This window comes from Streptomyces lienomycini, assembly GCF_027947595.1.
GTDB classification, from domain to species: domain Bacteria; phylum Actinomycetota; class Actinomycetes; order Streptomycetales; family Streptomycetaceae; genus Streptomyces; species Streptomyces lienomycini.
Genome location: NZ_CP116257.1, coordinates 3,688,826 through 3,715,180, shown reverse-complemented (window position 1 = coordinate 3,715,180; position 26,355 = coordinate 3,688,826). Strand labels below are relative to the sequence as shown.

7 protein-coding genes and 2 pseudogenes are annotated in these 26,355 nt (G+C 72.1%); 3 read left to right on the top strand and 6 right to left on the bottom strand.

Going from position 1 to position 26,355, the window contains the following annotated elements; all coding sequences use genetic code 11:
* Positions 1 to 4: 4 nt before the first annotated feature.
* The 6 genes and pseudogenes from BJ961_RS16660 to BJ961_RS16630 all read right to left on the bottom strand — a co-directional run bounded on the left by BJ961_RS16660 (position 5) and on the right by BJ961_RS16630 (position 22,774).
* Positions 5 to 1,297: a kynureninase gene (locus tag BJ961_RS16660; protein WP_271413620.1), complete on the bottom strand. Its 1,293-nt coding sequence runs from the start codon at positions 1,295 to 1,297 to the stop codon at positions 5 to 7.
* Positions 1,294 to 2,193 (bottom strand): alpha/beta hydrolase, encoded by a 900-nt coding sequence (locus BJ961_RS16655; RefSeq protein WP_271413619.1) that lies wholly within the window; start codon positions 2,191 to 2,193, stop codon positions 1,294 to 1,296. The genes BJ961_RS16660 and BJ961_RS16655 overlap by 4 nt, the downstream gene beginning before the upstream one ends.
* A pseudogene (locus BJ961_RS16645) lies at positions 2,190 to 11,471 on the bottom strand (amino acid adenylation domain-containing protein); the annotation flags it as partial. The gene BJ961_RS16655 and the pseudogene BJ961_RS16645, both read right to left, overlap by 4 nt.
* Before the next feature lie 121 nt (positions 11,472 to 11,592).
* A pseudogene (locus BJ961_RS36135) lies at positions 11,593 to 14,265 on the bottom strand (non-ribosomal peptide synthetase); the annotation flags it as partial.
* A gap of 2 nt (positions 14,266 to 14,267) precedes the next feature.
* Positions 14,268 to 14,996: a condensation domain-containing protein gene (locus BJ961_RS16635; RefSeq protein ID WP_271413617.1), complete on the bottom strand. Its 729-nt coding sequence runs from the start codon at positions 14,994 to 14,996 to the stop codon at positions 14,268 to 14,270.
* Complete coding sequence (locus tag BJ961_RS16630; protein WP_271413616.1) at positions 14,996 to 22,774, bottom strand: non-ribosomal peptide synthetase; 7,779 nt, start codon at positions 22,772 to 22,774, stop codon at positions 14,996 to 14,998. The genes BJ961_RS16635 and BJ961_RS16630 overlap by 1 nt, the downstream gene beginning before the upstream one ends.
* A 451-nt stretch (positions 22,775 to 23,225) precedes the next feature.
* Between BJ961_RS16630 and BJ961_RS16625 the strand changes: the two genes are divergently transcribed.
* From BJ961_RS16625 to BJ961_RS16615, 3 genes are all read left to right on the top strand, one after another.
* Entirely contained in the window at positions 23,226 to 24,179 is a 954-nt protein-coding gene (locus BJ961_RS16625) for a chlorinating enzyme (RefSeq protein WP_271413615.1), read from the top strand.
* A 99-nt stretch (positions 24,180 to 24,278) separates the two neighbouring features.
* Positions 24,279 to 25,517 carry a cytochrome P450 family protein gene (locus BJ961_RS16620; protein WP_271413614.1) on the top strand — a complete coding sequence of 413 codons (1,239 nt, stop codon included), beginning with the start codon at positions 24,279 to 24,281 and terminating at the stop codon, positions 25,515 to 25,517.
* A gap of 63 nt (positions 25,518 to 25,580) precedes the next feature.
* Positions 25,581 to 26,324, top strand: a complete 744-nt coding sequence (locus tag BJ961_RS16615) for an SDR family NAD(P)-dependent oxidoreductase (protein WP_271413613.1) — start codon at positions 25,581 to 25,583, stop codon at positions 26,322 to 26,324.
* Positions 26,325 to 26,355: the final 31 nt, after the last annotated feature.

Here is a 26,355-nt window from a genome sequence, read left to right as displayed (position 1 = left end):
GGCGTCAGGTGATGCGTCCCTTCTCGCGCGGCAGCCGGGTGTGGCCGCCGCTCTCCACCAGGCGTCTGGTCCGGTCCAGCGCGTCCCACACGTCGGTGAAGCGCGTGTACGCCGGAGAGGGTCCGATGCGCAGCCGATCGGGTTCCCGGTAGTCGCAGACGACGCCCGCGTCGTCTGCCAGAGCCCGGCAGATCCGCCAGGCGTCCGCGTGCCACAGGGTGACGTGCGAGCCGCGCCGCTCCGGTTGCGCAGGTGAGGCCAGACGGAAGCCGAGCGGTTGCAGCCAGCGCGCCGTGAGGTCCACGGCGAGTTCGCCCAGCAGCCGCCCCTTGGCCCTCAGCCGGTCGACTCCCGCCTCCTCGACCAGTGCGAGGGCAGGCACCAGCGCGGCCGTGGAGAGCATCGGCGGGGTTCCGGTCAAGAACCGGTCCACCGACTCGACCGGTTCGAAGTCGGCCGCCATGGCGAACTGTTCGCGCTGCCCGAACCAGCCCTGGACCGGTTGCCTCAGCCGCGCTTGCAGAGAGCGGCGCACGTAGAGGAACGCGGGGGAACCGGGGCCTCCGTTGAGGTACTTGTAGGTGCAGCCGACGGCGAGGTCCGCGCCGTCCTCGTCGAGGCGGACGGGGACCGAGCCCGCGGAGTGCGACAGGTCCCACAGGACCAGGGCCCCCGCCTCGCGTGCCATGGCGTTGACGGCGGACATGTCGGTGAGCGCACCGCTGCGGTAGGAGACGTGGGACAGGACGACCAGTGCCACGTCGTCGTCCAGGGCCGCCCGCAGCTCCTCCAGGTCCGGTCCCCCGTCCATGTCGGTGCGCAGGACGCGCAGGTCGAGGCCGCGCTGACGGGCCAGACCCTGGGCGACGTAGCGGTTGGTGGGGAAGTCCTCGGCGTCCACCACGAGGGTGCGCCGGCCGGGGGCGAGGTCGAGTGCGGCCCAGGCCAGCTTGTACAGGTTGACGGTGGTGGAGTCGGAGAGGACCACCTCCCCCGGGCGGGCTCCGAGGACGTGCTCCGCCAGTCGGTCGCCGAGCCCGCGGCTCCAGTCGATCCAGTCGTTCCAGGAGCGGATCAGGCCGCGGCCCCAGCCGCCGCGGACCACGTCGGCGACGAAGTCCGGGGTGTCGGCGGGCAACCGTCCGAGCGAGTTGCCGTCCAGGTAGAGCAGGTCGGGCTCGGCGTGTACGAACCGGTCCCGCAGGAATCCCAACGGGTCCGAGGCGTCGTACTGTTCGGCTTCCTCGCGTGTGCCGTCGAAGCGGCTCGACCGGGATGTGGGAGCGCTCGTGGTCATGCGGTCACCTCCGCGGGCCGTTGGCCGCGCTCGTCGTCGGCAAGGCCCATCTGTTCCAGCACCGCGCGGCCGAGCGGCGTCGACGGGTCCGCGAGGTCGTAGGGCAGGTCGAAGTGGTCACGGTCGCCTTCCACGATGTCGGCCGCCAGGGCACCACGGCGGCGCAGTGCCGCGGCCATGAGGTCGTGCTGCCGGACGTACTCGCCGGTCTCGACGCCGCCGCGCGCCAGGACGACCGGGGGTGCGGTGGCCGGCAGCAGGCCGACGGGGCTGTTGCGGCGTACCGCGTCCTCGTCCAGCCGCAGCGCGTCGTTGACGTAGCAGCGGCTGACCGGTTCGAGGTCGTAGATCCCGCTGAGCAGGGTGACCCCGGCGAGCAGATCGGCTGCGGGGGGCTCGCCGGGCTCTTCCGGGACCATGGTCATCGCGGCCAGGTGGGCGCCGGCCGAGGTCCCGCTGAGGTGCATCCGCCGCGGGTCGACTCCGAGGTCGTCCGCTCGGTCGTGGATCCAGCGGACGCACCGGCGCACGGCGGCCACGATCCCGTCCAGCGGTGTGCCGGGGGCGAGGCCGTATCCGACGGCGGCGAACGCGGCGCCCGCCTCGCAAAACGCCGGCGCCGAGAACGCCGAGCTGCGTTCGGTGAGTTCCTGCCAGTTGCCGCCGTGCACGAAGATCTGCACGGGCGCGGGCCCGGACGGCGCCGGCCAGAAGTCGAGGCGGTCGGCGGCGCCCGGCCCGTACCGCAGGCCGGTCCGCACCCCGGGGGCGCGGCGGGCCTCGGCGCTGCGGGCGGCGTACTCGTCGAGGTAGCGGCCGAGGCTCGGCACCAGGTGACTCGGCGAGTACTCGCGGTCCAGTTCGGCCCGGCTCGGGCGGTCGTCGGGTCCGTTCATGTCGCGCTCCTCGCGCGCAGCGCCGCGGAGACGGCGGACCCGATGTGGGCCAGTGAGCCCGGGCGGGACAGCAGGGTGCCGTGGTCGCCGGGGACGACCTCGGTGCGTACCTCGCCGGTGAGGTACGGCTCCCAGGCGGCGGCGGTGGCCTCCGGGTCCTGCTGGTCGGTGGCGGCGAGCAGCAGGATGTCCCCGTCGAACTCGGCGGGCCGGTAGTCGATCATCAGGTGGTTGTTGTTGGCGGAGATCGCCATGATGGAGCGGAGGCGGTCCTCGTCCAGGGCGCCGAGGGCGCTGCCGCGGGTGCGCAGCAGCTTCATGACCTCGTCGAAGACGAACACGTCCTCGTCGAAGAGGTCCGGGTCGAGGCCGACCAGACGCATCAGGAACTCCAGGTGCGGGCGCATGTTCTGGTCGTCGAGCGGGGGCACGTCGTCGTGGGTCAGTCCCTGCCAGCCGGGGTGGACGTCGATCACCGTCAGCAGTTCCACCGTCCTGCCCCGGCGTTGCAGTTCGGTGGCGAGCGCGTGGGCCGCCAGGCCGCCGAAGGACCAGCCCAGGACGCGGTAGGGGCCCTTTGGGAAGGTCGCCTCCAGGTGGTCGGCGTAGTCGGCGGCCATCTCCGTCATGTCCTGCGGACGCTTGTCCTGCGGCCGTGCCAGGCTGCGGGCCTGTACGGCGTGCACGGGGATGTCCGGGTCGAGGTGGCGCACCAGGGCCATGAACGACCAGCCGATGCCGCCGCCGGGGTGGACGCAGAACAGCGGCGGCTCGTTGCCGGTGGCGCGCAGCGGCAGGACGATGTCGTATCCGCTGTCGGAGTCGTCCATGTCGAGCCGCCCGGCGACCCCGGCGGGCGTCGGCGACTCGAAGAGGGTCCGCAGGCCGACGTCCACGCCGAAGGCGGACTTGATCCTCGCGATGAGCCGGGTGGCGAGCAGGGAGTGCCCGCCGAGGTCGAAGAAGTTGTCGTCGAGGCCCACGGAGGGCAGGCCGAGCAGTTCCGCGAACAGTTCGCACACGACTTGTTCGTGCGGTGTGCGCGGGGCCCTGGCGGCGGTTCCCGGGCGGGGGTCGTGCCGCGGCAGGGCCGCCCGGTCGAGCTTTCCGTTCGGGGTCAGCGGCAGCGCCTCCAGCGGGACGAACACGGAGGGCACCATGAAGGCGGGCAGCTTCTCGCGGGCGAACTCCCGCAGGGACGCCACCAGGGCGGCGTCTTCGCGGGCCGCGGTCGGGTCGTTGGTGAAGCGGGCCACCGGTTCGGGCGCACCGGGTTCCGGGGCACCGGCGGCGAGGGGCGCCGATCCGAGGGTGGCCGGGAGGGGGTCGGGCGCCCCGTGGAGCGCGTCGGCGTCGGCGAACACGACGTCGACGCGGTCGCGGGCGGTGTCCGACCAGGTGACCGCGACCCGGTACGACAGCTCTTCCCCCAGTTCGTACCAGTCGTCGACGGTGCCGTCGGCCTCGGGTGCGGGTGCGGCCTCGCCGGAACGCAGTGCGCCGGCGAGGGCCACGTCGGCGCCGACCCTGGGGTTGGGCACGTCGGTGACGACCAGCGCCTCGGGCCGGGTCGCCGCGAGCCGCTCCGCGACGCCGGTACGGCCGCCGGCGCTCGCCCAGTCCAGGGTCCGCGTGGTCAGGGCGGGGGCTGCTCGGCCGTCCCGTTTGCGCAGGACCACGTCGTAGCGGAAGCGGGTCAGCTCCGTGTCGTGACGGCCGCGCTTGAGGCGCACGGAGACCTCGCCGAGGTCGGGGAGGAGGGCGCGCAGGGCGGTGAAGTAGTCGGGGTCGATGAGGAGTTCGTTCTCGAGCCGGGTCGCCTGGGAGACGGCGTCGCGCAGCACGGCCGGGTCGCGCGAGCCGGTCCGGGCGGCCTGCACCCCGGTTTCGAACGCGTCCAGCAGCCGGAGGTTGCGCACGTCGCCGACGAAGACGGAGCCGCCGGGGGCGAGCGACCTCAGTGCGCTGTCGAGGACTTCGGTGAGGTAGTCGGCGTTCGGGAAGTACTGGACCACCGAGTTGATGACGACCGTGTCGAAGTGTCCGTCGGGCAGGCCGGTGTGTTCGTGCGCGGCCCGGGTGTGCAGTTCGACCCGGCCCGCGAGTGCGGGATCGTCCGCCACCCGCTGCCGCAGCGCGTCGACGACCGTCGGGGAGAAGTCGGTGGCGACGTAGCGCTCCGTCGCGGGGGCGATTCGGGCGAGCAGCAGGCCGGTGCCGACACCGATCTCCAGCACCCTGGCGGGGTTCAGTTCGCGGATGCGTCCGACGGTGTGCTCGCGCCACTCCCGCATCGCGTGGGCGGCGATGGGCTGTCCGTTGTAGCTGCTGACCCAGCCGGTGAAGTCCTCGCCGAGGCCCTCGGCCGCGTCCTCCTCGTGCGCGGAGCCGTAGAGGGAGTCGTGGACCTCCAGCCATTCGCCGACCTGTTCGGCCTCCACCCGGTGGTCGCGCTCGGCGCTGCCGGGTACGACGTAGGCGACGAGCTGGGCCTCTTCGGCGAGGTCGCTGCGCATCACCGCCGCGGCCTGCGCGACCCTCGGATGGTCGAGGAGAACCGTCTCGATCTCGCCGGGTTCGATGCGGAAGCCGCGCAGCTTGACCTGCTGGTCGACGCGGCCGGCGTACTCCAGCACATGGTCGGGGGTCCACCGGGCGAGGTCGCCGGTTCGGTACATGCGCAGGCCGGGCGGCCCGTAGGGGCAGGCGACGAACCGTTCGGCGGACAGCTGGGGACGGCTCAGGTAGCCGCGGGCGACTCCGGTTCCGGCCAGGTACAGCTCGCCGACCACGCCGGGCGGGACCGGTCGGAGGGCGGCGTCGAGCACGTAGGTGCCCATGTTCGCCATCGGCCTTCCGATCGGCACGGACGTGCCGAGCGCGGGGGCGTCGGCGGCGGGCACGGGGTGGTAGCTGGCGAAGGTCGTCGCCTCGGTGGGCCCGTAGCCGTCGACCACCAGCAGCCGCGGATGCGCCTCGAGCAGCCGCCCGACGGACGCGACGGACACCGGCTCGCCTCCGGCCCACACCTGTTCGACGGCGGCGAAGCACTCCGGCTCCAGATCGGCCATCAGGTTGAACAGGGAGCTGGTCAGCCAGAGCGAGGTGATGCGCCGCCGCGCTATGACGTCGGCGAGGGTGCGGGTGTCGAGGTCCCCGGGCGGGGCCAGCTCGATCCGGCCGCCGGTGAGGAGCGGTACCCACAGCTCGTAGGTCGACAGGTCGAAGGCCAGCGGCGAATGCAGCAGCACCCTGCGCTGGGCACCGCCGTGCCAGCAGGGATCGGCGACGAAGTCGGCGATGTTGCGGTGGGTGACGACGACGCCCTTCGGGCGGCCCGTCGAACCGGAGGTGTACATGATGTAGGCCGCGTCGTCCGCGTCGGTGCGTACGCGGGGCGCCGGCGTGACCGCCGGGCCGTCCGGATCGGGGCCGAGCACGAGCACCGGGGTACCGGCGTCACCGAGACCGTCCTGCGAGGCGACGTCCGTCAGCACGAGCGCGGCACCGGTCTCCTCCAGGACGAGCCGCCTGCGGGAGGCGGGGTAGCGGGAGTCGAGCGGGACGTAGGCCCCGCCGGCCCGCAGTACCGCGAGGATGGCCGCGACCATGACGGGTGAGCGCTGCATCAGCAGCGCGACGGCGCCTCCCCGGGTGACACCGTGCTCGGCCAGCCGTGCGGCCAGCCGTGCCGACCAGGCGTCGAGCTGGGCATAGGTGAGGGCCCTGTCCCCGTCCGCGACCGCGACCGCGTCGGGGGTCGCCGCGGCCTGCGCGGCGAACAGTTGCGGCAGTCCCTGTGCGGCGGTCGGTACGGCGGGGCCCACCGCGGCCGTGAGCATCTCGTGCCGCTCGTCGGCGGCGAGCAGCTCCAGCCCGCTCACCGCCCGCTGGGGAGCGTCCAGCGCCGACTCGAGGAGCTGCACCCAGCGGGCGAAGAGATCGCGCACGGTCGCCGCGTCGTACAGGTCGCCGGCGTACTCGACGACGCCGAAGACGCCGTCCGCCGTGCCGTCCGGGCCTCGTTGTTCGGCCAGGCTGAAGAACAGGTCGAACTTGGCGGTGCCGGTGCGTCCGGGGGCGATGTCGACACGCAGGCCCGGAAGCTGGAAGGTGCCCTCCGACGCGTTCTGCAGGGCCAGCATGACGCCGAAGAACGGGTGCCGACCCAGCGAACGCGGCGGGTTGAGCTTCTCCACCAGGTACTCGAAGGGCACGTCCTGGTGGGCGTACGCGGCCAGGGCGGTCTCCCGGACGCGTTCCAGCAGCTGCTCGAACGTGGGGTCGTCGGACAGGTCGGTGCGCAGGACCAGGGTGTTGACGAAGAACCCGATCAGCTCGTCCAGGGTCTGGTCGGTGCGGCCCGCGATCGGGCTGCCGGTGACGATGTCACTGCCGGCTCCCAGTCGGCTCAGCAGCGCCGACAGGCCGGCCTGGAGCACCATGAAGAGCGTCGCGCCGGACTGCCGGGCCAGGTCGGCGAGCCGTTCGTGCAGCGCGGCCGGGATCCGGACCGTGACGTAGTCGCCGCGGTAGGACGCGACCGCCGGGCGCGGCCGGTCGGTGGGCAGTTCCAGCGCCGCGGGGGCGCCGGCCAGCTGTCCCGTCCAGTAGGTGAGCTGGCGCGCGAGCAGGCTGTCGGCGTCGTCCTGGTCGCCGAGCAGTTCGTTCTGCCACAACGTGTAGTCGGCGTACTGGACCGGCAGTTCGTCCCAGCCCGGCTCCGTCCCGGCGGTGCGGGCGGCGTAGGCGCGCGCGAGGTCGGCGGCGAGCGGTCCGAGCGACCAGCCGTCCCCGGCGATGTGGTGCACCACCAGCAGCAGGACGTGCTCGTCCCGGGCGAGCCGGAACAGGTCCGCGCGGATCGGCGGCTCGGTCGCCAGGTCGAACGGGTACCGTGCGGCGCTCTCCAGGGCGGGGCTCAGCTGCTGTGCCGTGACCGCGTGGTCGTGGAGCACCATCTTCGCCGACTCGGCCGGCAGGACCGTCTGGCGCGGTACTCCCCCCTCGTCCGGGAAGACCGTGCGCAGGCTCTCGTGCCGGGCGACGACGTCGGTCAGCGCGATCTGGAGGGCCTGCCGGTCGAGGGTGCCGGTCAGCCGCAGCCCCAGGGGGAGGTTGTACATCCCGCCCAGTCCCTCCATCTGGTGGAGGAACCACAGGCGGCGCTGGGCGAAGGACAGCGGCAGCACCTCGGGGCGCTGCCTGCGCTCCAGTGCCGGCCGGGCCGCGCCACCCTCGTCGAGCCGGGCGGCCACACCGGCCGGGGTGGATGCCTCGAACAGCACACGCAGCGGCAGTTCGACCCCGAACATGGTGCGCAGCCGGGCGATGAGCTGCGTGGCGAGCAGGGAGTGGCCGCCGAGGTCGAAGAAGCCGTCGTGCACGCCCACCCGTGGCAGGCCGAGCACCTGCGCGAACAGGTCGCCGACGATGTGCTCCTGCGGGGTGCGCGCTTCGCGGGACGATCCGCTCACGGCGATGTCGGGCGCGGGCAGTGCCTTCCGGTCGAGCTTGCGGTTGGGGGTGAGCGGGAGGGCGTTCAGCAGGACGAAGGCCGCCGGTGTCATGTAGTCCGGGAGCTGCCCGCGCACGTGGTCGCGCAGGCGGCCGATGAGTGCTCCGGTGTCGCGTCCGGTCAGCGGACTGTTGGTGAACGACGACAGTTCGGCCCGCGAGGACGCGGTGACGGCCGGCCGGTACAGCTGCGCCGGGGGCCAGTGTGCGGTCGCCAGGTTCGACGGGGCGCCCAGGTCGGCGAAGAGGGCCTCCAGGGCGTTGGGGTCGGTCGCCGACCAGGTGACCCACACCCGGTAGCCGTGTGCCGCCGCCAGGTCGTACAGGTCTTCGGTACCGACCGGGGTCTCCGCGTCGCCCGTGTCGCCCACCGGTGTGCCGGGCAACCGGGTGCCGTCGGCGACCGCTCGCGCGAGGGCCGCCTCGTGTGCGATGCGGCCGTTCGGAACGCCGGTGACCCGTACCGCCTCGGGGCGGTCGCCGTCGAGGTGTGCCGCCAGGGCGGCGAGGCCGCCCTCGGGCCAGGGCAGCCGCCCCGGTTCGGGGATCCGGTGGGCGTCCGGGCCTCCCGCCTTGCGCAGCACCACGTCGTAGCGGTACCGGGTCATCTCGTTGTGTGCCCGGCCGCGCTTGACCTGGACGCTGTGTCCGGCCAGTTCGGGGACACGATGGTGCAGCACGGTGAAGAAATCGGGGTCGACGAGCAGTTCCTTCTCCAGGATGACTCCGTGCTCGACCGCCCGGCGCAACTCGTCGGCGCCGTCATCGCCGCGTCCGCGGGCTGCCTGGACGCCCGTGACGAACGTGCGCTGGAGGCGCAGGTTGCGCAGGTCGCCGAGGAAGACGGCGCCGCCGGGGGCGAGCAGTCGCAGCGCCTCCTCGATCACGCGCCGGAGGTACCCGGCGTGCGGGAAGTACTGCACCACCGAGTTCAGCACCACGACGTCGAAGTGCCCCTCCGGGAGGCCCTCGGTGTCGTGCGCGGGTCGCACCAGCAGACTCACCCGTTCGGCGAGCCGTCCGTCCGCGGCGACGTGCCCGCGGAGAGTGTCGATCACCGACGGGGAGATGTCCGTACCCCAGTAGCTCTCGCAGTCGGCGGCCAGGCGCGACAGCAGCAGGCCGGTGCCCACTCCGATCTCCAGCACACGGCGCGGCCGCAGTTCGCGGATGCGCTCGACCGTGTGGTCGCGCCACTCGCGCATCTCGTCCAGCGGCACGGGCCGGCCGTCGTAACTGCTGTTCCAGCTGGCGAAGTCCTCGCCGAAGGACGCCGGGGCGGACGAGGCGTACAGCGTGTCGTACAGGTCGCGCCAGGCGTCGACCTGGTCGTGCGCCAGGGGTTGGTCCGTGTCCGGGGAGGTGCCGTCGGAGTCCGGCACGACGTAGGCCACCAGCCGCCGGTCCCCGGGCCGTTCCTCGCGCACCACCGCCGCGGCCTGTCCGACCTCGGGGTGTCCGGCGAGCACCGACTCGATCTCGCCGAGTTCGATCCGGAAGCCGCGCAGCTTGACCTGGTGGTCCGCGCGTCCGGCGAACTCCAGGTGTCCGTCTACCGTCCACCGCACGAGGTCGCCGGTGCGGTACATGCGTGTTCCGGCGGGGCCGTACGGGTCGGGCGTGAAGCGTTGTCCGGTCAGGGACGGCCGGCCCAGGTAGCCGCGGGCCAGGCCGTCGCCGGCGATGTACAGCTCGCCCAGCGACCCGGTGGGAACCGGCTGCAGCCACTCGTCCAGCACGTAGACGCGGGTGTTGCGGACGGGGCGGCCGATCGCGGTGTCGGTTCGGCCGGTCAGGGCGGCTGCGGTCGACCAGATCGTCGTCTCGGTGGGGCCGTAGACGTTGAGAACGTCGCGGCCGGCCTCCCGCAGCCGGTCGGCCAACGGCTGGGGCAGGGCCTCCCCGCCGACGAGCACGCGCAGTCCGCGCAGCGCGTCGAGGTCGTGCGCGGCGACCATCTGCCACCACGACGGTGTCGCCTGCACCACGCTCACCCGGGCCCGCCGGATCAGCTCGACCACGGCTGCGGGCTGCGCGACGGTCTCCTCCTCGGCGAGCACCACCCGCGCGCCGCTGATCAACGGCAGGTACAGCTCCAGCGCCGCGATGTCGAAGGAGATCGTCGTGACCGCGAGCAGCGCGTCCTCGTCACCCAGCGGGGCGAGGTCCCTCATGCCCAGCAGGAGGTTGGTCAGTGATCCGTGCTCGACGACGACGCCCTTGGGCCGGCCCGTCGAACCGGAGGTGAAGATCACGTAGGCGGCGTCGTGCGGGCCGGTCCGGACCCGCGAAGCCCCTCTCGGCGCGTCCGCGACCGCGGCCCTGAGCTGCGGGGCGTCGAGGGCCAGCGGCACCGTGCCGTGCTCGGGCAGCTCCGCCAGGGTCGCCGAGGTGCCGACGAGGAGCGCGGGGCGTGCTTCCCGAAGGATCAGCCCGGTCCGCGCGGCCGGGTGGGCGGGGTCCAGCGGCACGTAGGCGGCACCGGTCTTCGCGATCGCCAGCAGCACGGTGACGAGGTCGGCCGAACGGGGCAGCGCCACCGCGACCAGGCGGCCCGGACCGGCTCCATGGCCGGCGAGCACATGGGCGAGGCGGTCGGAACGCTCGTGCAGGGCACCGTAGGTGAGTTCCTCGTTCCCGGCCAGGAGAGCAGGGGCGTCGGGTGCCCGTTCGGCCTGCCGGGCGAACAGCTCGGCGAACGTGGACCGCGCACCCTCGGCGCGCGTCGCGTTGCGGTCGTGGAGCAGCTCCCGCCGTTCCGCCGCCTCCAGTACGTCGATCTCGCCAAGGCGCTGGGAGGGGTCGGCGGCGGCCTCGGTGAGCAGCCTCGTCCACCGCAGGAACAGGCCGCGCACGGTGTCGGCGTCGAACAGGTCCGCCGCGAACTCGACTGCGCCCTCGATGCCCGACGGCGCACCGGAGTCGTCACGGTGCTCGGCCAGGCTGAAGAACAGGTCGAACTTGGCGGTGCCGGTGCGGGCCTGGGAGACGGTGACCTCCAGGCCGTCGAGGTCGAACGCGGCCTTGGGCGCGTTCTGCAGCGCGAGCATCACCTGGAACAGCGGGTGCCGGCCGAGCGAGCGGGCCGGGTTGAGGACTTCGACGAGGTACTCGAAGGGGACGTCCTGGTGGGCGTACGCGTTGAGCGCCGTTTCGCGCACTCGGCGCACCAGTTCGTCGAAGGTGGGGTTGCCGGAGGTGTCGGTGCGCAGGACCAGGGTGTTGACGAAGAAGCCGATGAGGTCGTCGGTGGCCTGGTCGGTCCGCCCGGCGATCGGACTGCCGATCGGGATGTCGTCGCCCGCGCCGATCCGGGACAGCAGGGCCGCGAGCCCTGCCTGGAGGACCATGAACAGGGTGGCTCCGCACCGTCGGGCCAGGGTGTCCAGGGCGCTGTGGAGTTCGGCGTCCCACTCCACCGTCAGGTAGTCGCCCTGGTACGAGGCGGCCTCCGGACGCGGCCGGTCGGTTGGCACGGCCAACTCTTCCGGGAGGTTGGCGAGTTGCTGTGTCCAGTAGGTGATTTGTTGGGTGAGGAGGCTGTGGGTGTGGTGGTGGGTGCCGAGGAGGTTGTTCTGCCAGAGGGTGTAGTCGGCGTATTGGATGGTGAGGGGTTGCCAGGTGGGTGGGGTGTGGTGGGTGCGGTGGGTGTAGGCGTGGGTGAGGTCGGTGGCGAGGGGGCGTAGGGACCAGCCGTCGCCGGCGATGTGGTGGAGGGTGAGGAGGAGGGTGTGGTGGGTGGGGGTGTGGGTGTAGAGGTGGGCGCGGAGGGGGTTTGGGTGTGGAGGTGGAAGGGTTGGCGGGCTTGGTGGGTGAGGTGGTGGGGGAGGTTTTGGGGGTGGTGTGGGTGGTGGGCAGGGGTGGGGTGGCTTGTTGGGGGGTGAGGATGTGTTGGGTGGGGTGGCCGTTGGTTTCGGGGTAGGTGGTGCGGAGGGTTTCGTGGCGGGTGGTGAGGTCGTTGAGGGCTTGGTGGAGTGCGGTGTGGTTGAGGGGTCCGTGGAAGGTGAGGGCGAGGGGGATGTTGTAGGTGGGGGTGGGTCCTTGGAGTTTGTGGAGGAACCAGAGGCGTCGTTGGGCGTGGGAGAGGGGAGGTGTTCGGGTCGGGGTTGGGGGTGAGTGGGGGCGTGTGGTGGTGTTGGTGTGGGTGGTGAGGTGGGTGGCGAGTTGGGCGGGGGTGGGGTGTTCGAAGAGGGTGCGCAGGGTGGTTTCGGTGTCCAGGGTGGTGCGGATGCGTGCGGTGAGGCGGGTGGCGAGGAGGGAGTGGCCGCCGAGGTCGAAGAAGTTGTCGTCGGGGTGGGTGTGGGGCAGGCCGAGGGTGTGGGCGAAGAGGTCGCAGAGGATGTGTTCCTGGGGGTGCGGGGGTGCGGCCGGTGGTGGTGGTGAGGTCGGGGGTGGGCAGGGCGGTGTGGTCGAGTTTGCCGTTGGGGGTGAGGGGAGGGCGGTGAGGTGGATGTAGGTGGTGGGGATCATGTGGTCGGGGAGTTGGGTGCTCAGGTGGGTGCGCAGGGTGTGGGGGTCGGGTGGGGTGTGGGGGGTGGGGACGGTGTAGGCGATGAGGCGGGGGTCGCCGGTGGGGGTGTGGTGGAGTTGGACGGTGGCCTGGGTGATGTGGGGGTGCTGGGTGAGGGCGGTTTCGATTTCTGCGGGTTCGATGCGGTGGCCGCGTATTTTGAGTTGGTGGTCGGTGCGGCCGAGGTATTCGAGGTGGCCGTGGGTGTTCCAGCGGGCGAGGTCGCCGGTGCGGTACATGCGCCGGCCGGGGGGGCCGTAGGGGTCGGCGGTGAAGCGGTGGGCGGTGAGGGCGGGCTGGTTGAGGTAGCCGCGGGCGAGTCCGGGGGTGTTGGTGTAGAGCTCGCCGGGGGTGCCCGGGGGTACGGGTTGGAGGGTGTCGTCCAGGAGGTAGACGCGGACGTTGTCGACGGGCCGGCCCAGGGGTGGGGTGAGGGGCCAGGTGTCGGGGTCGGTGGGCAGGGTGTGGGCGGTGAGGACTTGTGCTTCGGTGGGGCCGTAGTGGTTGTGGAGGGTGCGGGGGGTGTTCCGGTAGAAGCTGCGGGTGCGGGTGCTGGGGGTGAGGGCTTCTCCGGCCTGGGCGATGTGCCGCAGGTCGGGCAGTGGCTGGTGGGTGTCGAGGGCGGCGTCGGTGACGGCTTCGAGCACGGTGTGGGGGGCGAAGAGTTCGTTGACGCGGTGCTCGGCGAGCCAGGCGGTGAAGGCTTCCATGTCGCGGCGGGTGTCCTCGTCGGGGACCATGAGGGTCTTGCCCGTCAGGAGGGTGGACAGGACTTCCTGGACCGACACGTCGAAACTGATCGCGGTGAACTGCGCGGTCCGGGTCCCCGGGCCCCCGCCGAACTGGTCGTGGTGCCAGCGCAGCATGTTCACCACGCCCAGCCCTGTCATCTGCACCGCCTTGGGCCGGCCCGTCGACCCGGACGTGTAGATCACATACGCCGGACTCAGCAGCCCCAGCACCCCCGTCCGCTGCGAAGCGGTGGGATTGGACTGCGGGCACGCGTCGATCAGTGCCGCCGTCTCCGCATCGTCCAGGGCCAGGAGAGGGGTTGCCTCCGCCCGAGGCAGGTGCTCTGCGATGTCCTGGCTGGTGAGGCAGAGGGCGGGGCGGGCGTCGTCGAGCATGAACCGGATACGCGCGGCGGGATGGCCGGGGTCCAGGGGCAGGTGCGCGGCACCGGCTTTGAGGACCGCGAGGATCGCGACGACCTGCGCGGGTGAACGCGGCAGGGCCAGAGCGACCGTGCTCTCCGGACCCACCCCGCGGGCGATCAACGCGTGCGCGAGACGGTTCGCCCGCACGTTCAGCTCCCGGTACGACAACACCTGGGACCCGAAACACACCGCCGGCTCCCCCGGCGTGGCCGCCGCCTGCGCCTCGAACTGATCCGGCAGCAGCACCAGATCACCGGCCCGCCCGGTCCGGTTGCGCTCCTCCAGCAGCAGACCACGCTCCGCCGCACTCGTCACGTCCACGCGGCCCGTCAGAGCCTGAGGACGCTCGGCGATCTCCCCCAGGACCCGCTGGAGACGCTCCAGCAACGCGCGAGCCGTGTCCTGACCGATGAGATCGTCGCGGTAGTCCAGACGCAGATACAACCGCTCACCCGGCGCCACCACCAGCGTCAGCGGATAATGCGTGGCATCCCTGCCCCGCTCCAGCAACGGCCTCACCACCACACCGCTGCCGAGTCCCGCCGCGACATCCCGCGCCGGACCGTCCCACGGATAATTCTCGAACACCATCATCGAATCGAACAGATCCGGGACACCCGCCACCCGCTGGATCTCCGACAGCCCCAGATGCTGGAACGGATCCAACGCCGACCGGCTCGCCTGCAACCCGCCCACCAACTCCGCCAGCGACTGCGACGGCACCAACCGCACCCGCACCGGAACAATATTGATGAACAGCCCGACCATCGACTCCACACCCGGCACCTGCGGACTGCGCCCCGAAACAACCGAACCGAACACCACATCCCGCCGGCCCGTCGCCCGCCCCAGCACCACCCCCCACGCCGCCTCCAGCAGCGTGTTCACCGTCACCCCCAACTCCCGCGCCCGCACCCCCAGCCCACCCGACAACCCCGCCGACGCCTCCACCACCACCCGCCGCGGCAACCGCGGCACCCGCGCCGCCTCCACCCCCACCAACCGCGTCGCCCCGTCCAGCCCCGCAAGCTCCCGCCGCCACGCCCCCGCGCCGCCCGGACATCCTGACGCCCCAGCCACCCCAGAAACTCCCGGAACGGCGTCACCCGCCCCAACACCGCACCCGCATACAACGCGAACAGCTCACGCGCCACAATCGGCGTCGACCACCCGTCCAACAACAAGTGATGACTCGTCAACAGCAGACAATGCCGCTCCCGCCCCAGCCGCACCACCATCAACCGCAGCAACGGACCAGACGCCGGATCGAACCGCCGCCCGTACTCGCGCCGCCCCAACCGCTCCAACTCCACCCGGGCCGCATCCTCACCCAGCCCGCCCAGATCCACCACCGACCACGGCACACACACCTCAGCCGGCACCACCTGCACCGGCTGACCGTCCGACACCTGCGAAAACGACACCCCCAGATTCGGATGCCGCACCACCAACGCCTGCACCGCACCCCGCAACCGCTCCACATCCAACGGCCCCGCAACATCAAACACCTGCTGCACCATGTACACATCAGGACCATCCACGTCATACAACGCGTGAAACAGCATCCCCTCCTGCATGGGTGTCAGTCGAAGGACGTCGACGATGCTGCCGCGGGTCATTACCGGGTCCTCCACAGGTCTTCGAGCTGTTCGACGTCGTGCTGACTCAGGTCGTCCACCGAGAAGTCGGAGGGGCTGTGGCCGCCGGCCTCCGGCCGCAGGGCGTGCCGGACGATCCCCTGGAGGGCCACCGTCCAACGGCCGGCGAGGTCGGTGAGAGCCTCCCGGGTCCACAGTCGTCGCGCGCCGGACCAGGTGGCGGTCAGGCGGGGGCCCGCCTGGCCGTCGTGCACCACGATGTGGAGCTCGAGGCCGTGCGCGACGGGGAACCGGGGGTCGGCGGCCGTCACCATGACCGCCTCGGGTGCCATGTCCCAGCCCTGCGCGTCGCCCAACGGGGCGCCGGGAGCGGCGAAGCGGCCGAGGTAGTTGAACCCGATCTGCGGTGTGCCGAGGCGGGCGAGCACCTCGCGGCATCCCGGGGCGAGATGGCGCAGCAGGCCGAACCCGATACCTCCGTCGGGCGCGGCCGCCGCCTGCTCCTTGACCCGCTTGAGCGCGGCTCCCAGGCGCGGGGCGCCCGAGGTGACCGCCTGCCCGCCGACGCGGCCCGGATCGACCCTGACGGGGTGGATGGTGGTGAACCAGCCCAGTGTGCGGGAGAGGTCGGCGCCCTGGACGACGTCTTCGCGGCCGTGGCCCTCGACGTCCACGAGGACGCCCCCGGCCGTCTCGAGTCCGTTGTCGCGGCGCCAGGCGGTGACGGCGAGGCCGAGCGCCGTGAGCAGGGCGTCCTCGACTCCGCAGTGGAAGACGGCGGGGACCTCTGTCAGCAGGGGGCCCGTGGTGTCCTCCGGGAGGGTGCCGACGACGTCGACGGCGTCGTTCACGAAGTCGAGCCGGGAGTCGGCCGGTTCCGCGGTGAGCAGCGGGTCGGGTGCGGAGAGGACGTCGATCCAGTCGGGCAGTTCGGCCAGCCGGTCCGGCCGTGTGGCCTGCTCGGTGAGCCGTTCGGACCAGCGTCGCAGCGAGGTGCCGACGGGCGGCAGCACCGGTGTGCGGCCTTCCGCCGCCTGGGTGTGGGCCGAGATCAGGTCGTCGGTGAGGATGCGCCAGGAGACGCCGTCGACCGCCAGGTGGTGGACGACGAGCAGCAGCCGTCCGGCGGATTCCGGTCCGGCGTCGAACCAGACGACGCGGGCGATCCGCCCGGCGTACGGGTCGAGTTCCGCCGCCGCGTCCTCGACCTCGGCGCGGGCCCGCTCGGCGAGATCGGCGGTGCCGAGACCGGTGGCGTCGATGCGCCGGACCGTGTCGTCGACGGGGGCCTTGCCGGGCGGCCGGACTTCCAGACTCCAGGTTCCGTCCTGGTCCACCAGCCGGATGCGCAGGGAGTCGTGGGTGTCGGTCACCGCGCGTACGGCGGTGAGGAGTGCCTCGTAGGAGAGGCCGGCCGGGCAGGACAGCAGCAGGGACTGGGCGAACCGGCCAACGGGTGCGTCGCGTTCACGCAGCCAGCTGACGATCGGCGTGGCCGGCACCGTCCCGGTGCCGATGTCCTCGCCGTCACGGCCCGTGCCGTCGTCCGGCGCGTCGGCGGTCCGAGCGAGGCCCCCGGCCGTCCGGTGCGCGAAGACGTCCCGGACGGTGAAGGTCACTCCTTCGCCGCGGGCGCTGCTCACCAGACGGATCGCGGAGATGCTGTCACCGCCGAGAGCGAAGAAGTCGTCGTCGGCGCCGACCCCGCCCCGCCCGAGCACCCGGGCCATCAGGTCGCAGAGCAGCCGCTCGACCGGTCCGTCGGGGGCGCGTCCGGCGGTCCGGTCGGTGGCGTCGGGCAGTGCGGCCCGGTCGAGCTTGCCGTGCGCGGTGACCGGCAGAGCGGCGAGGAAGACGATGTCGTGGGGCACCAGGTACTCCGGGACGACTTCTTGCGCGAAGGCGCGCAGCGCGTCCCTGGTGGGCCGTTCTCCCTCCCCGGCCACGACGTAGGCCACCAGTCGCGGCTCCCCCGCGTCCTCGCGGCGCACTTCGGCCACGGCCTGGGTGATGGCGGGGTGCCGCAGCAGAGCCGCCTCCACCTGGCCGGGCTCCACGCGGAAGCCGCGCAGTTTGACCTGGCGGTCGGTACGTCCCCGGTATTCCAGTACTCCGTCGGTGCTCCAGCGGGCGAGGTCGCCGGTGCGGTACATCCGCTCCCCCACCGGGCCGAACGGATCGGCGACGAACCGCTCCGCCGTCAGCGCGGGCCGGCCGAGGTAGCCCCGTGCGACTCCGGCTCCGGCGAGGTACAGCTCGCCCGTGGCGCCCGGCGGCAGTGGTTGCAGCCCGCTGTCCAGGACGTAGGAGCGCATGCCGTCGAGCGGTCGGCCGATGGGTACGGCGCGGGCGTCCGGCGCGAGGTCCGACACCGGATGACTGGTGGCGAAGGTGGTGGTCTCGGTGGGTCCGTAGCCGTTGACGACCACCGTGCCGGGGCAGGCGGCCAGCACGCGCCGGACCATCGGCGCCGCGATCTCCTCGCCTCCGGCCCACACCTGGCGCACTCCGGTGAAGCAGTCGGGTCGGTACTCGGCGACGACGGCGAACAGCGCGGCGGTGAGCCACAGCGCGCTCGGCCGGTGGCGGGCGATCAGGTCGGCGTACTCCTCGGCGTCCATCTCGTGCGGCGGCGCGACGATCAGCCTGCCGCCCCGCAGGAGCGGTGCCCACACCTCGAACGTCGACGCGTCGAAGGCCGCGGGCGAGTGGACGAGGACGTCGGCGCAGACTCCGTCGCCGAAGCGGGAGTCGGTCGCGAGGGCCACGATGTCGTGGTGGGTCACCACGATGCCCTTGGGCCGACCCTGCGAGCCAGAGGTGTACATGACATAGGCGGCGGAGTGCGGGTACGGGCCAGCCGGGTGGTCCGGGCCTTCCCCGTCGTCCAGGTCGTCGAGCGGCACCAGGTCGGCCGCGGTCTCGGGGAGCCGGCCGGTGTCGGCGGAACCCGACGTCAGGACGACCGTCGGCCGGGTCTCGTCGAGCATCGAGGCGACCTGGGCGGTGGGGTAACGGCGGTCGATCGGCACGTAGGCCGCGCCCGCCTTCAGTACCGCGAGCTGCGCGACGACGAAGTCGGGTGAGCGGGGCAGTGCCACGGCGACGGTGTCACCGGTGCGGACTCCGCGCCGGGTCAGGGCGCCGGCCCACCGGTCGGATCGTGCGTCGAGTTCGGCGTAGGTCAGTTCGTGCCCCGGTCCGCTCACCGCGACGGCGCCGGGGGTGGCGGCGGCCTGCCCGGCGAAGAGGCCGGTGACGGTGGCGCCGGACGGCGGGACGGCGGCGGTCTGCCGGTCGAGCAGCCGGGAGCGCTCCTCGGCCGAGAGCAGGCCGAAGCGGTCGACGGGCCCCGCGGGGTCGGCCACGGCCTCGGAGAGCAGCCGCACGAACCGGTCGAACAGGGCACGCACCGTGTCCGGGTCGAACAGATCGGAGGCGTACTCGACGTAGCCGTCGAGTCCGGCCGGGGCCCCGTCGCCGCCCCGCCGCTCGACGAGGCTGAAGAAGAGGTCGAACTTCGCGGTCCCCGTCCGGCCCAGCTCGGTGGAGACGGTCAGGCCCGGCAGGGAGAACTCACCGGCGGGCGGGGTGTCCTGAAGGCCCAGCATCACCTGGAACAGCGGGTGGCGGGCCAGTGAGCGTTCGGGGGCCAGGACGTCCGTGAGGTACTCGAAGGGCACGTCCTGGTGGGCGTAGGCGGTCAGGGCCGTCTCCCGGACCCGCTGCACCAGTTCGGTGAACGTGGGCCTGCCCGACACGTCGGTGCGCAGGACGAGGGTGTTCACGAAGACGCCGACCACGTCGTCCAGGGCCTCGTCGAGGCGGCCCGCCACGGGGCTGCCCACGGCGATGTCGTCGCCCGCGCCGAGGCGGGACAGCAGGGCCGCGAGTCCGGCGTGCAGGACCATGAACAGGCTGGCGCCCGAGGCGCGGCCCAGGTCGACGAGCCGGCGGTGCAGGTCCGCGTCGAGACGGACCGCGAGGTGGTCGCCGGCGTAGGAGGCGACGGCCGTCCGGGGCCGGTCCGTGGGCAGCTCGGTCTGCTCGGGCAGGCCCGCCAGCTGCTTGCGCCAGTAGGCGACCTGGCTGTCCAGGAGGCCGCTTCCGGCTCCGTCCGCGGCGAGCAGGTCGTTCTGCCAGAGCGTGTAGTCGCAGTACCGCACCGGTACCGGATCGAACCGGGGGGCGCGGCCGGTGACCCGGGCGGCGTAGGCGCGTTCGAGGTCGCGTGCGACCAGCGGTGTCGACATCGCGTCGCAGGCGCAGTGGTGCAGGACGAGCGAGAGGACGTGCTCGTCGTCGCCGGTCGTGAACAGGTCGGCGCGCAGGGGCGGTTCGACGGCGAGATCGAAGACGCGGCGGGCGCAGGCGACGAGTCGTCCGTCCAGCTCCGCCTCGTTCACGGGTGTGGCCCGCAGGGTGGGCGCGGTGGGCGGCAGCACCTGCTGGAGGAGGCGGCCGTCGACGTACGGCAGGACGGTCCGCAGGCTTTCGTGGCGCGCGCTCACGTCGCCGAGTGCCGCGCTCAGGGCCGCGACGTCGAGGGGTCCGCCGATCCGCAGGACGGAGGGGACGTTGTAGGCGGCGCCGGGACCTTCCATCTGCTGGAGGAACCACATGCGGCGCTGCGCGCGGGATGCCTCGAGAACGGCCGGGCGTTCCCGCCTGACCAGGGCCGGCCGGGCCGCACCGGCGTTGTCCAGGGCGGCCACCACGGCTCGCGGTGTCGGGTCGTCGAACAGGTCGCGCAGGTCCAGTTCGGCGGAGAAGGTCGACCGAATACGGGTGAGCAGTGCGGTGGCCAGGACGGAGTGGCCGCCCAGGTCGAAGAAGTCGTCGTCGGGGCCGACCTCGGGTTCGTCGAGTACGAGCGCGAAGAGCGCGCGCATCACGTCCAGCCGCGAGGCGGGCTCACCGGCGGGCGGCCGCGGCGCTCTCGTCGCCGTGGTCAGCGCGGTCCGGTCGAGCTTGCCGTTGGCGGTCAGCGGCAGGGTGTCGGTCCGGACGATCCTGCTGGGCACCATGTACTCGGGGAGGCGGGCGCGGAGGGCCTCCCTGGTCTTCTCCGGCTCGGGGTCGGCCCCCTCCTCGGCGACCACGTAGGCGACCAGCCGCCGGTCGTCCTCCCGTTCCTCGGTGACGGCGACCGCGGCGAGCGCCACGCCGGGGCACTCGGCGAGCGCGGACTCGACCTCCCCGGGTTCGATGCGAAAGCCGCGGACCTTCACCTGGTCGTCCGAGCGTCCGACGAAGGAGAGGCTGCCCGACGGGTCGCGGCGGGCCAGGTCGCCGGTCCGGTACATGCGCTCGCCGGGGCGTCCCTGCGGGTCGGCGACGAACCGCTGCCCGGTGAGCCCCGGCCGGCCCAGGTAGCCGCGGGCCAGGCCGGGGCCGCGGACGTACATCTCGCCGATCGCTCCGACCGGTACCGGCCGGAGCCGTTCGTCCAGGAGGTGCACCGTCAGGTCGCGCAGCGGGACGCCGATCACGCTGTCCGGGCCGTGTTCGGGTTTCAGCTCGACGTGTGTCACGTGGACCGTGGTCTCGGTGATGCCGTACATGTTCACCAGCGCCGGGCCGCCGGGCGTGTGCCGGCGGCGCCAGTCGGCGAGGCGGGCGGGCTGCAGCGCCTCGCCGCCGAACACGACGAGGCGCAGCCCCAGCCGGCGGCCCGTGTCGGGGAGTTCCTGGTCGGCGGCGATGAGCTGGTAGAACGCCGAGGGCGTCTGGCTGAGCACGGTCACCTGTTCGTCGGCGAGCAGGTTCAGGAGGCGGCGGGGCGCCCGGGTCGCCTCGAACGGCACGACGACGAGTCGGCCGCCGTGCAGCAGCGCGCCCCAGATCTCCCACACGGAGAAGTCGAACGCGGCGGAGTGGAACAGGGTCCATACGTCGTCGGGGCCGATTCCGAGCCGTCCGCGGGTGGTGGCGAAGAGGCGGGCGACGTTCTCGTGGGTGGTGACCACGCCCTTCGGCCGGCCCGTCGACCCGGAGGTGTAGGTGACGTACGCGGGGCAGCCCGGGTCGAGCGGCCGATGCCGTTCCTCGGCCCGCAGCGGCTGACGGGAGTGGTCGGCGGCCTCGGCGAGGTACTCGGGGGTGTCGATGCTCAGGTACTCGTGGCCTGCGGGGACGTCCGCCGCCGAGGAGGTGACCAGCAGCCTGGGTGCCGCGTCGCGGAGCATGTACTCGATGCGGGCGGACGGGTAGTCCGGGTCGAGGGCGAGGTAGGCGGCACCGGACTTGAGCACGCCGAGCAGGGCGACGACGAGTTCGGCGGTGCGGGGCAGCGCCACCGCGACGACGTCCTCGGGCCCTGTCCCCCGTGCCATGAGCACGCGGGCGAACTGGTTGGCGCGCTCGTCGAGTTCCCGGTAGGACCAGGTGGCGCCGTCCGCCGTGAGCGCGGGCGCGTCCGGGGTGTCGGCGACCCGGGCCGCGAACAGCTCGGGCAGGGTGTCGGTGCCCGGTCCGGCGGTGTCCCGCTCCGTGACGGACACCGGGGCGGTGCGGCCGACGCGGTCCACCGGCTGGTCCGGGCCGGCGGCGACCAAGGACTCCAGCATCGCGGTGAACGCGTCGCGGTGGCCGGCCAGTCCCAGGTCGCCTCGGCCGTTGACGTCGATCTGCAGGCCGTCGCCGTCCTGGCGGTCCCAGATCATGAACAGCAGGTTGCCCACCAGGCCGGAGGACAGGTTGCGCATGGTGCCGCGGGCGTCGCCGAACCGCAGGTCGTACGGGTGCGACATGACGTTGACGACCGGCAGCAGGGACGTGGCCGCGTCCATGCCGAGATCGCGTTGGAGGTCCGCCCCGCGGTATCGCTGGTGTGCGACGGCCTCGGCCATCTGCGCGGCCACATGCTCCAGGAGCGCGGCGACGGTCAGGTCCGGTGCGATGGTCAGGCGCAGTGGCAGGACGTTGGCCAGGGTGGCGGGCGTCTGCCGGGCCAGGCGGCTCGCGCGAGCGGTGAGCGGGAAGGCGAGGAGGACCTTCTCCTCACCGGTCAGGCGCTGGACGTGGAGTGCCGCGGCTGCGGTGACCACTACCGGCCAGGGCACGCGGACGGCGCGCGCGGTCGCGCGGACGGCGTCCAGCCCTGCCTCGGACAGCCGGCTCGTCACGCTGCGGAACTCCGTGGCCGTCCCGCGGGCGCGACCGATCAGCGGGGAGGGGGCGGGCCGCCCGCCCAGCTGTGCCAGCCAGAAGTCGCGATCGTGCCGGAAGCCCTGGGAGTCGCGGTACGCGGTGTCCTCGTCGGCGAGTTCGCGCAGCGTGCCGAACCGGTTCGGTCCGGGAGCGTGCCCCTCGCGGAGTGCCGTGTACACCTCGGCCACCCTGCGCGAGACGAGGTAGGAGCCGTAGGCGTCCATGGCGATGTGGTGGTAGTTCTGATACCACAGGTGCCGTTCGGGCCCCAGACGCAGCAGCGCGAAGTCGAACAGCGGGCCGTCGGCCAGATCGGACGGGGTGGCGAGTTCCCGCCGCATCCACGCGTCGGCCTCGTCCTTCGGGTCGTCCGCCTCGGAGAGGTCGACGGTGCGCAGCGCCCAGGGCCGGCTCGCGTCGACGGTCTGTCCGACACCGCCGCCGTTCTCGTGGAACCGGCTGTGCACGGTGTCGAGATCGGCGACGACCGACCGCAACGCCTGCTCGAAGGTCCGCGTGTCGAACTCGCCCTGCACATCGACGTACTCGCCGACCTGATACACCGAATTTCCGGCACCCAGCCTTTGTTCGGCGAACCAGATCTCACGCTGTGCTGCCAGCAGGGGCAGCCTTGTGTCGGCGTTCAACAAGATCGACGACCTCCGAGATTTCCTACTGGAAGCGCGGAACCACCCCGGCACCGAATCGGCTGGCAAGCAAAAGCCGTACGGTCGGGCTTCAGAATGAATACGCGATATCGAGCCCATTCGCTTCGGCCGAACGTAACGGCGGGCGGGACACCGGACAAGCCCGGGGAACGCGCGGCGGAATGGGTCGCGGGCGACCGCGATCGGGACCGAGAGGCAGGTCATGTGCGGTACAACTGCCGCTTGCGGTGTCCCGCCGGCGGGACAGGACGACGCTCTTGCGAGTCGGCGTCCGCGTCGACAATCATTCGGGTGCCCGGTTAGGTTTTGGATCCGCCGGACATCGAACGCATCCGGGACGTCGACACTCCGCTCCTCCGTCATCGCATTGACCGACGTGCCCCGCAACCGTCCACCAGTAATTCGAGGACGCCTCCGGAGAGAATTAAGTATGACACTTGAAACCACGCAGTGGCAGCTCTCGGAAACCGAGCTCGACTTCTTCCACGAAAACGGCTACATCGGGCCGATCACGGTTTACACGCCGGAGGAGATGGACGCGCTGTGGCGCCGTGCCAGGCGCGAGATCCTCGACCGCTCGAAGGCCGCCTACCCGGTCGACGAGGCGATGTCGGGGGCGACGAACATCGCGAACTACGACCGTCACCTGGACGTCGACCTGCTCCTCCAGCACGTGTGCAACCGGAAGATCACCGAACGCGTGGCGTCCATCCTCGGGCCCAACGTCCTGTGCTGGCGCACCGAGTTCTTCCCGAAGTACCCCGGGGACGAGGGGACCGACTGGCACCAGGCGGACACGTTCGCGAACGCCAGCGGCAAGCCGCAGATCCTGTGGCCCGGTGAGACGGAGAGCGAGTTCGGCAAGGGCACCATCACGGTGTGGACGGGATTCACCGACGCCACCCGGGAGAACGGCTGCCTCCAGGTCATCCCCGGCTCGCACCGTCGTATGAACTACGACGAGACCAAGCGGATGACGTACGACACGGCGCAGATCAACGCGCACGTCAAGGACGGCGTTCCGCGTGGCTTCTTCGGGTACGACTACCGGCAGCTCCAGATCGACCCGGACTGGAAGCCGGCGGAGGAGGACGCCTTCGACCTGGTGATGGAGCGCGGCCAGTGCATCATCTTCTGGTCGACGCTGATGCACGCTTCGCGTCCCAACACCACGGCGAAGAGTCACCGGATGGGCTTCGCGACCCGCTACGTCCCGTCGAGCGTGCGGGTCTACCCGGACACCGACCGGGTGGAGGAGTACGGCGGGAGCATCCCTCTCGACAAGTGGGGCGCGGTTCTGGTCCACGGCGAGGACGACAGCGGCCACAACAAGATCCTGCGGGAGTCGCTGCACGGCACCCCGATCTCCGATTTCCTGCGCTGAACCGGACCCCGACCGCCCGAGGCCGGCCGGAGGGACCCCCCGCGGGTGCCTCCACGGCCGGTCCTGTGCTGCGCACCACGCCTGGAGGAGCACTCCCCTATGACCGTCACCCCAAGCGCCGTGACCCTTCCGATCGTCATGGGCGGTCCCGAGTTCGCCGCCGACCCGCCCGCCCACTACGCCTGGCTGCGGGAGCATGCGCCGGTGGGGCGGGTCACGCTGGATTTCGGCGCGTTCGCGCAGGACATCTGGGTGGTCTCGCGGTACGCGGACTGCAAGGCGATGCTCACCGATCCGCGTCTGCTGCGGTCTCCCTACGGTCCTCCGCCGGGCGCGGACGTCCCGGAGCACATGCGTCTGGTCAGTTCCGCCACCCTGGACATGAAGGACGGGGACGAGCACCGACGGCTGCGCACCCTGGTGGCCGCGCCCTTCACGCCGAAGCGGATCGAGCGTCTGGGCGCACAGGTCCGGGTGCTGGCCGAACAGCGGCTCGACGCCCTCCGGGAGGCCGGCGGGCAGGGCCCGGTCGATCTGCGCCAGGAGTTCGCGCTGCCGGTCACCTACACGGTCATCGCGGACCTGGTGGGCGTCGGCGTCGAGGACCGTGCCCGGTTCCAGCAGGGGGTCACGGCGCTGATGAGCGGGTTCAGCGGCTCCCAGGAGGACTGGGAGGCGCAGATCCGCGATCTTGTCGCCGTCACCCGCGACCTGGTGGCCCGCAAGCGCGCCGAGCCCGGGGACGACCTCGTCACCGGACTGATCGAGGCGGAGGAAGCCGGCGACCGGCTGGACGACACGGAGCTGGTCGCCATGGTGTTCAGCCTGGTGACGGCCGGTTACGAGACCACGTACAACCTGATCACCAACGCGGTGGCCACCCTTCTCGACCATCCGGACCAGCTGGGCCTGCTGCGTGCGGCCCCGGACGACACGGCGCTGTGGCGGTCCGCGCTGGAGGAGGTGGCGCGCTTCGTGCCGCCCATCACCGGCACGCGGCCCGCCACGGCGGTGGAGGACATCGAGTGGCACGGGCAGACCGTGCCGGCCGGGGCGTCGGTGATTCCGCTGCTCGCCGCGGCCAACCGGGACCCGGAGGTCTTCACGGAGCCCGACCGTTTCGACATCACCCGCTCCCCCAACCCGCACCTCGGCTTCGGCCACGGCGTGCACTTCTGCCTGGGCGCCAACCTGGCCCGGATGGAGGCCCGGGTGGCACTGCAGGTGCTGTTCGAGCGTCACCCCGGTCTCACGCTCGCGGTCGACCGCGGTGACCTCGCCCTGGAGGAGATGCCGTTGTGGACCCGCTACCGCGAACTGCCGGTCGTCCTCGGATGACCCGCGCGCGCAGACGTCCCACTCCCCCGCCCGTCCAGACCCCGAGGAAACGGTGAGAGGACCATGCCCGACCGCATCGCTGTCGTCACCGGAGGCACCAAGGGAATCGGGGTGGCGCTCAGTCGGCGCCTGGCCCGCCTCGGACACCACGTCGTCGCGGTGTACCGCGCCGACAAGGCCGCCGCGGACCTGCTGAGCGACGAGCTCGGAGACCGGGTCGAGACGGTCCGGCTCGACGTGGCCGACCCCGACGCGGTGGCCGCCTTCGCCGAGCGTGTGCTCGCCGCGCACGGCGCACCCCGGGTGCTCGTCAACAACGCGGGCCGCAACCTCGACGGGCCGTTCCTGGAGATGTCGGACTCCGACTGGCAGCAGGTTCTCGACGCCAATCTGTCCGGTCCGTTCTACCTGACGAAGGCGTTCGCGCCGGCCATGCTCGAACTGGAGGGCGGCGCCAGTGTCGTCAACGTGGGGGCGACGACCGCCATCCGGCCCCGGCTCGACGGCGTCAACTACTGCGCGAGCAAGGCGGGGCTGATGCATCTCACCAAGTGCCTCGCCCTGGAGCTGGCTCCGGCCGTCCGGGTCAACTCCCTGATCCCGGGGATGATCGACACGGAGGAGATGCGCACCCGGTTCCGGGTCGCCGATCCGACGGCGCGCGCCGATCTCCTCGCCGAGATCCCGCAGCGGCGGATCGGTACGCCGGAGGAGATGGCGGACGCCCTGGAGTTCCTGGTGGGCGAGGGGGCCCGTTACGTCACGGGCCAGAAACTCATCGTCGACGGCGGCCAGTTCATGTGGTAGCAGTCATCGTCCTGTTCGAGAGAGAAGAGCC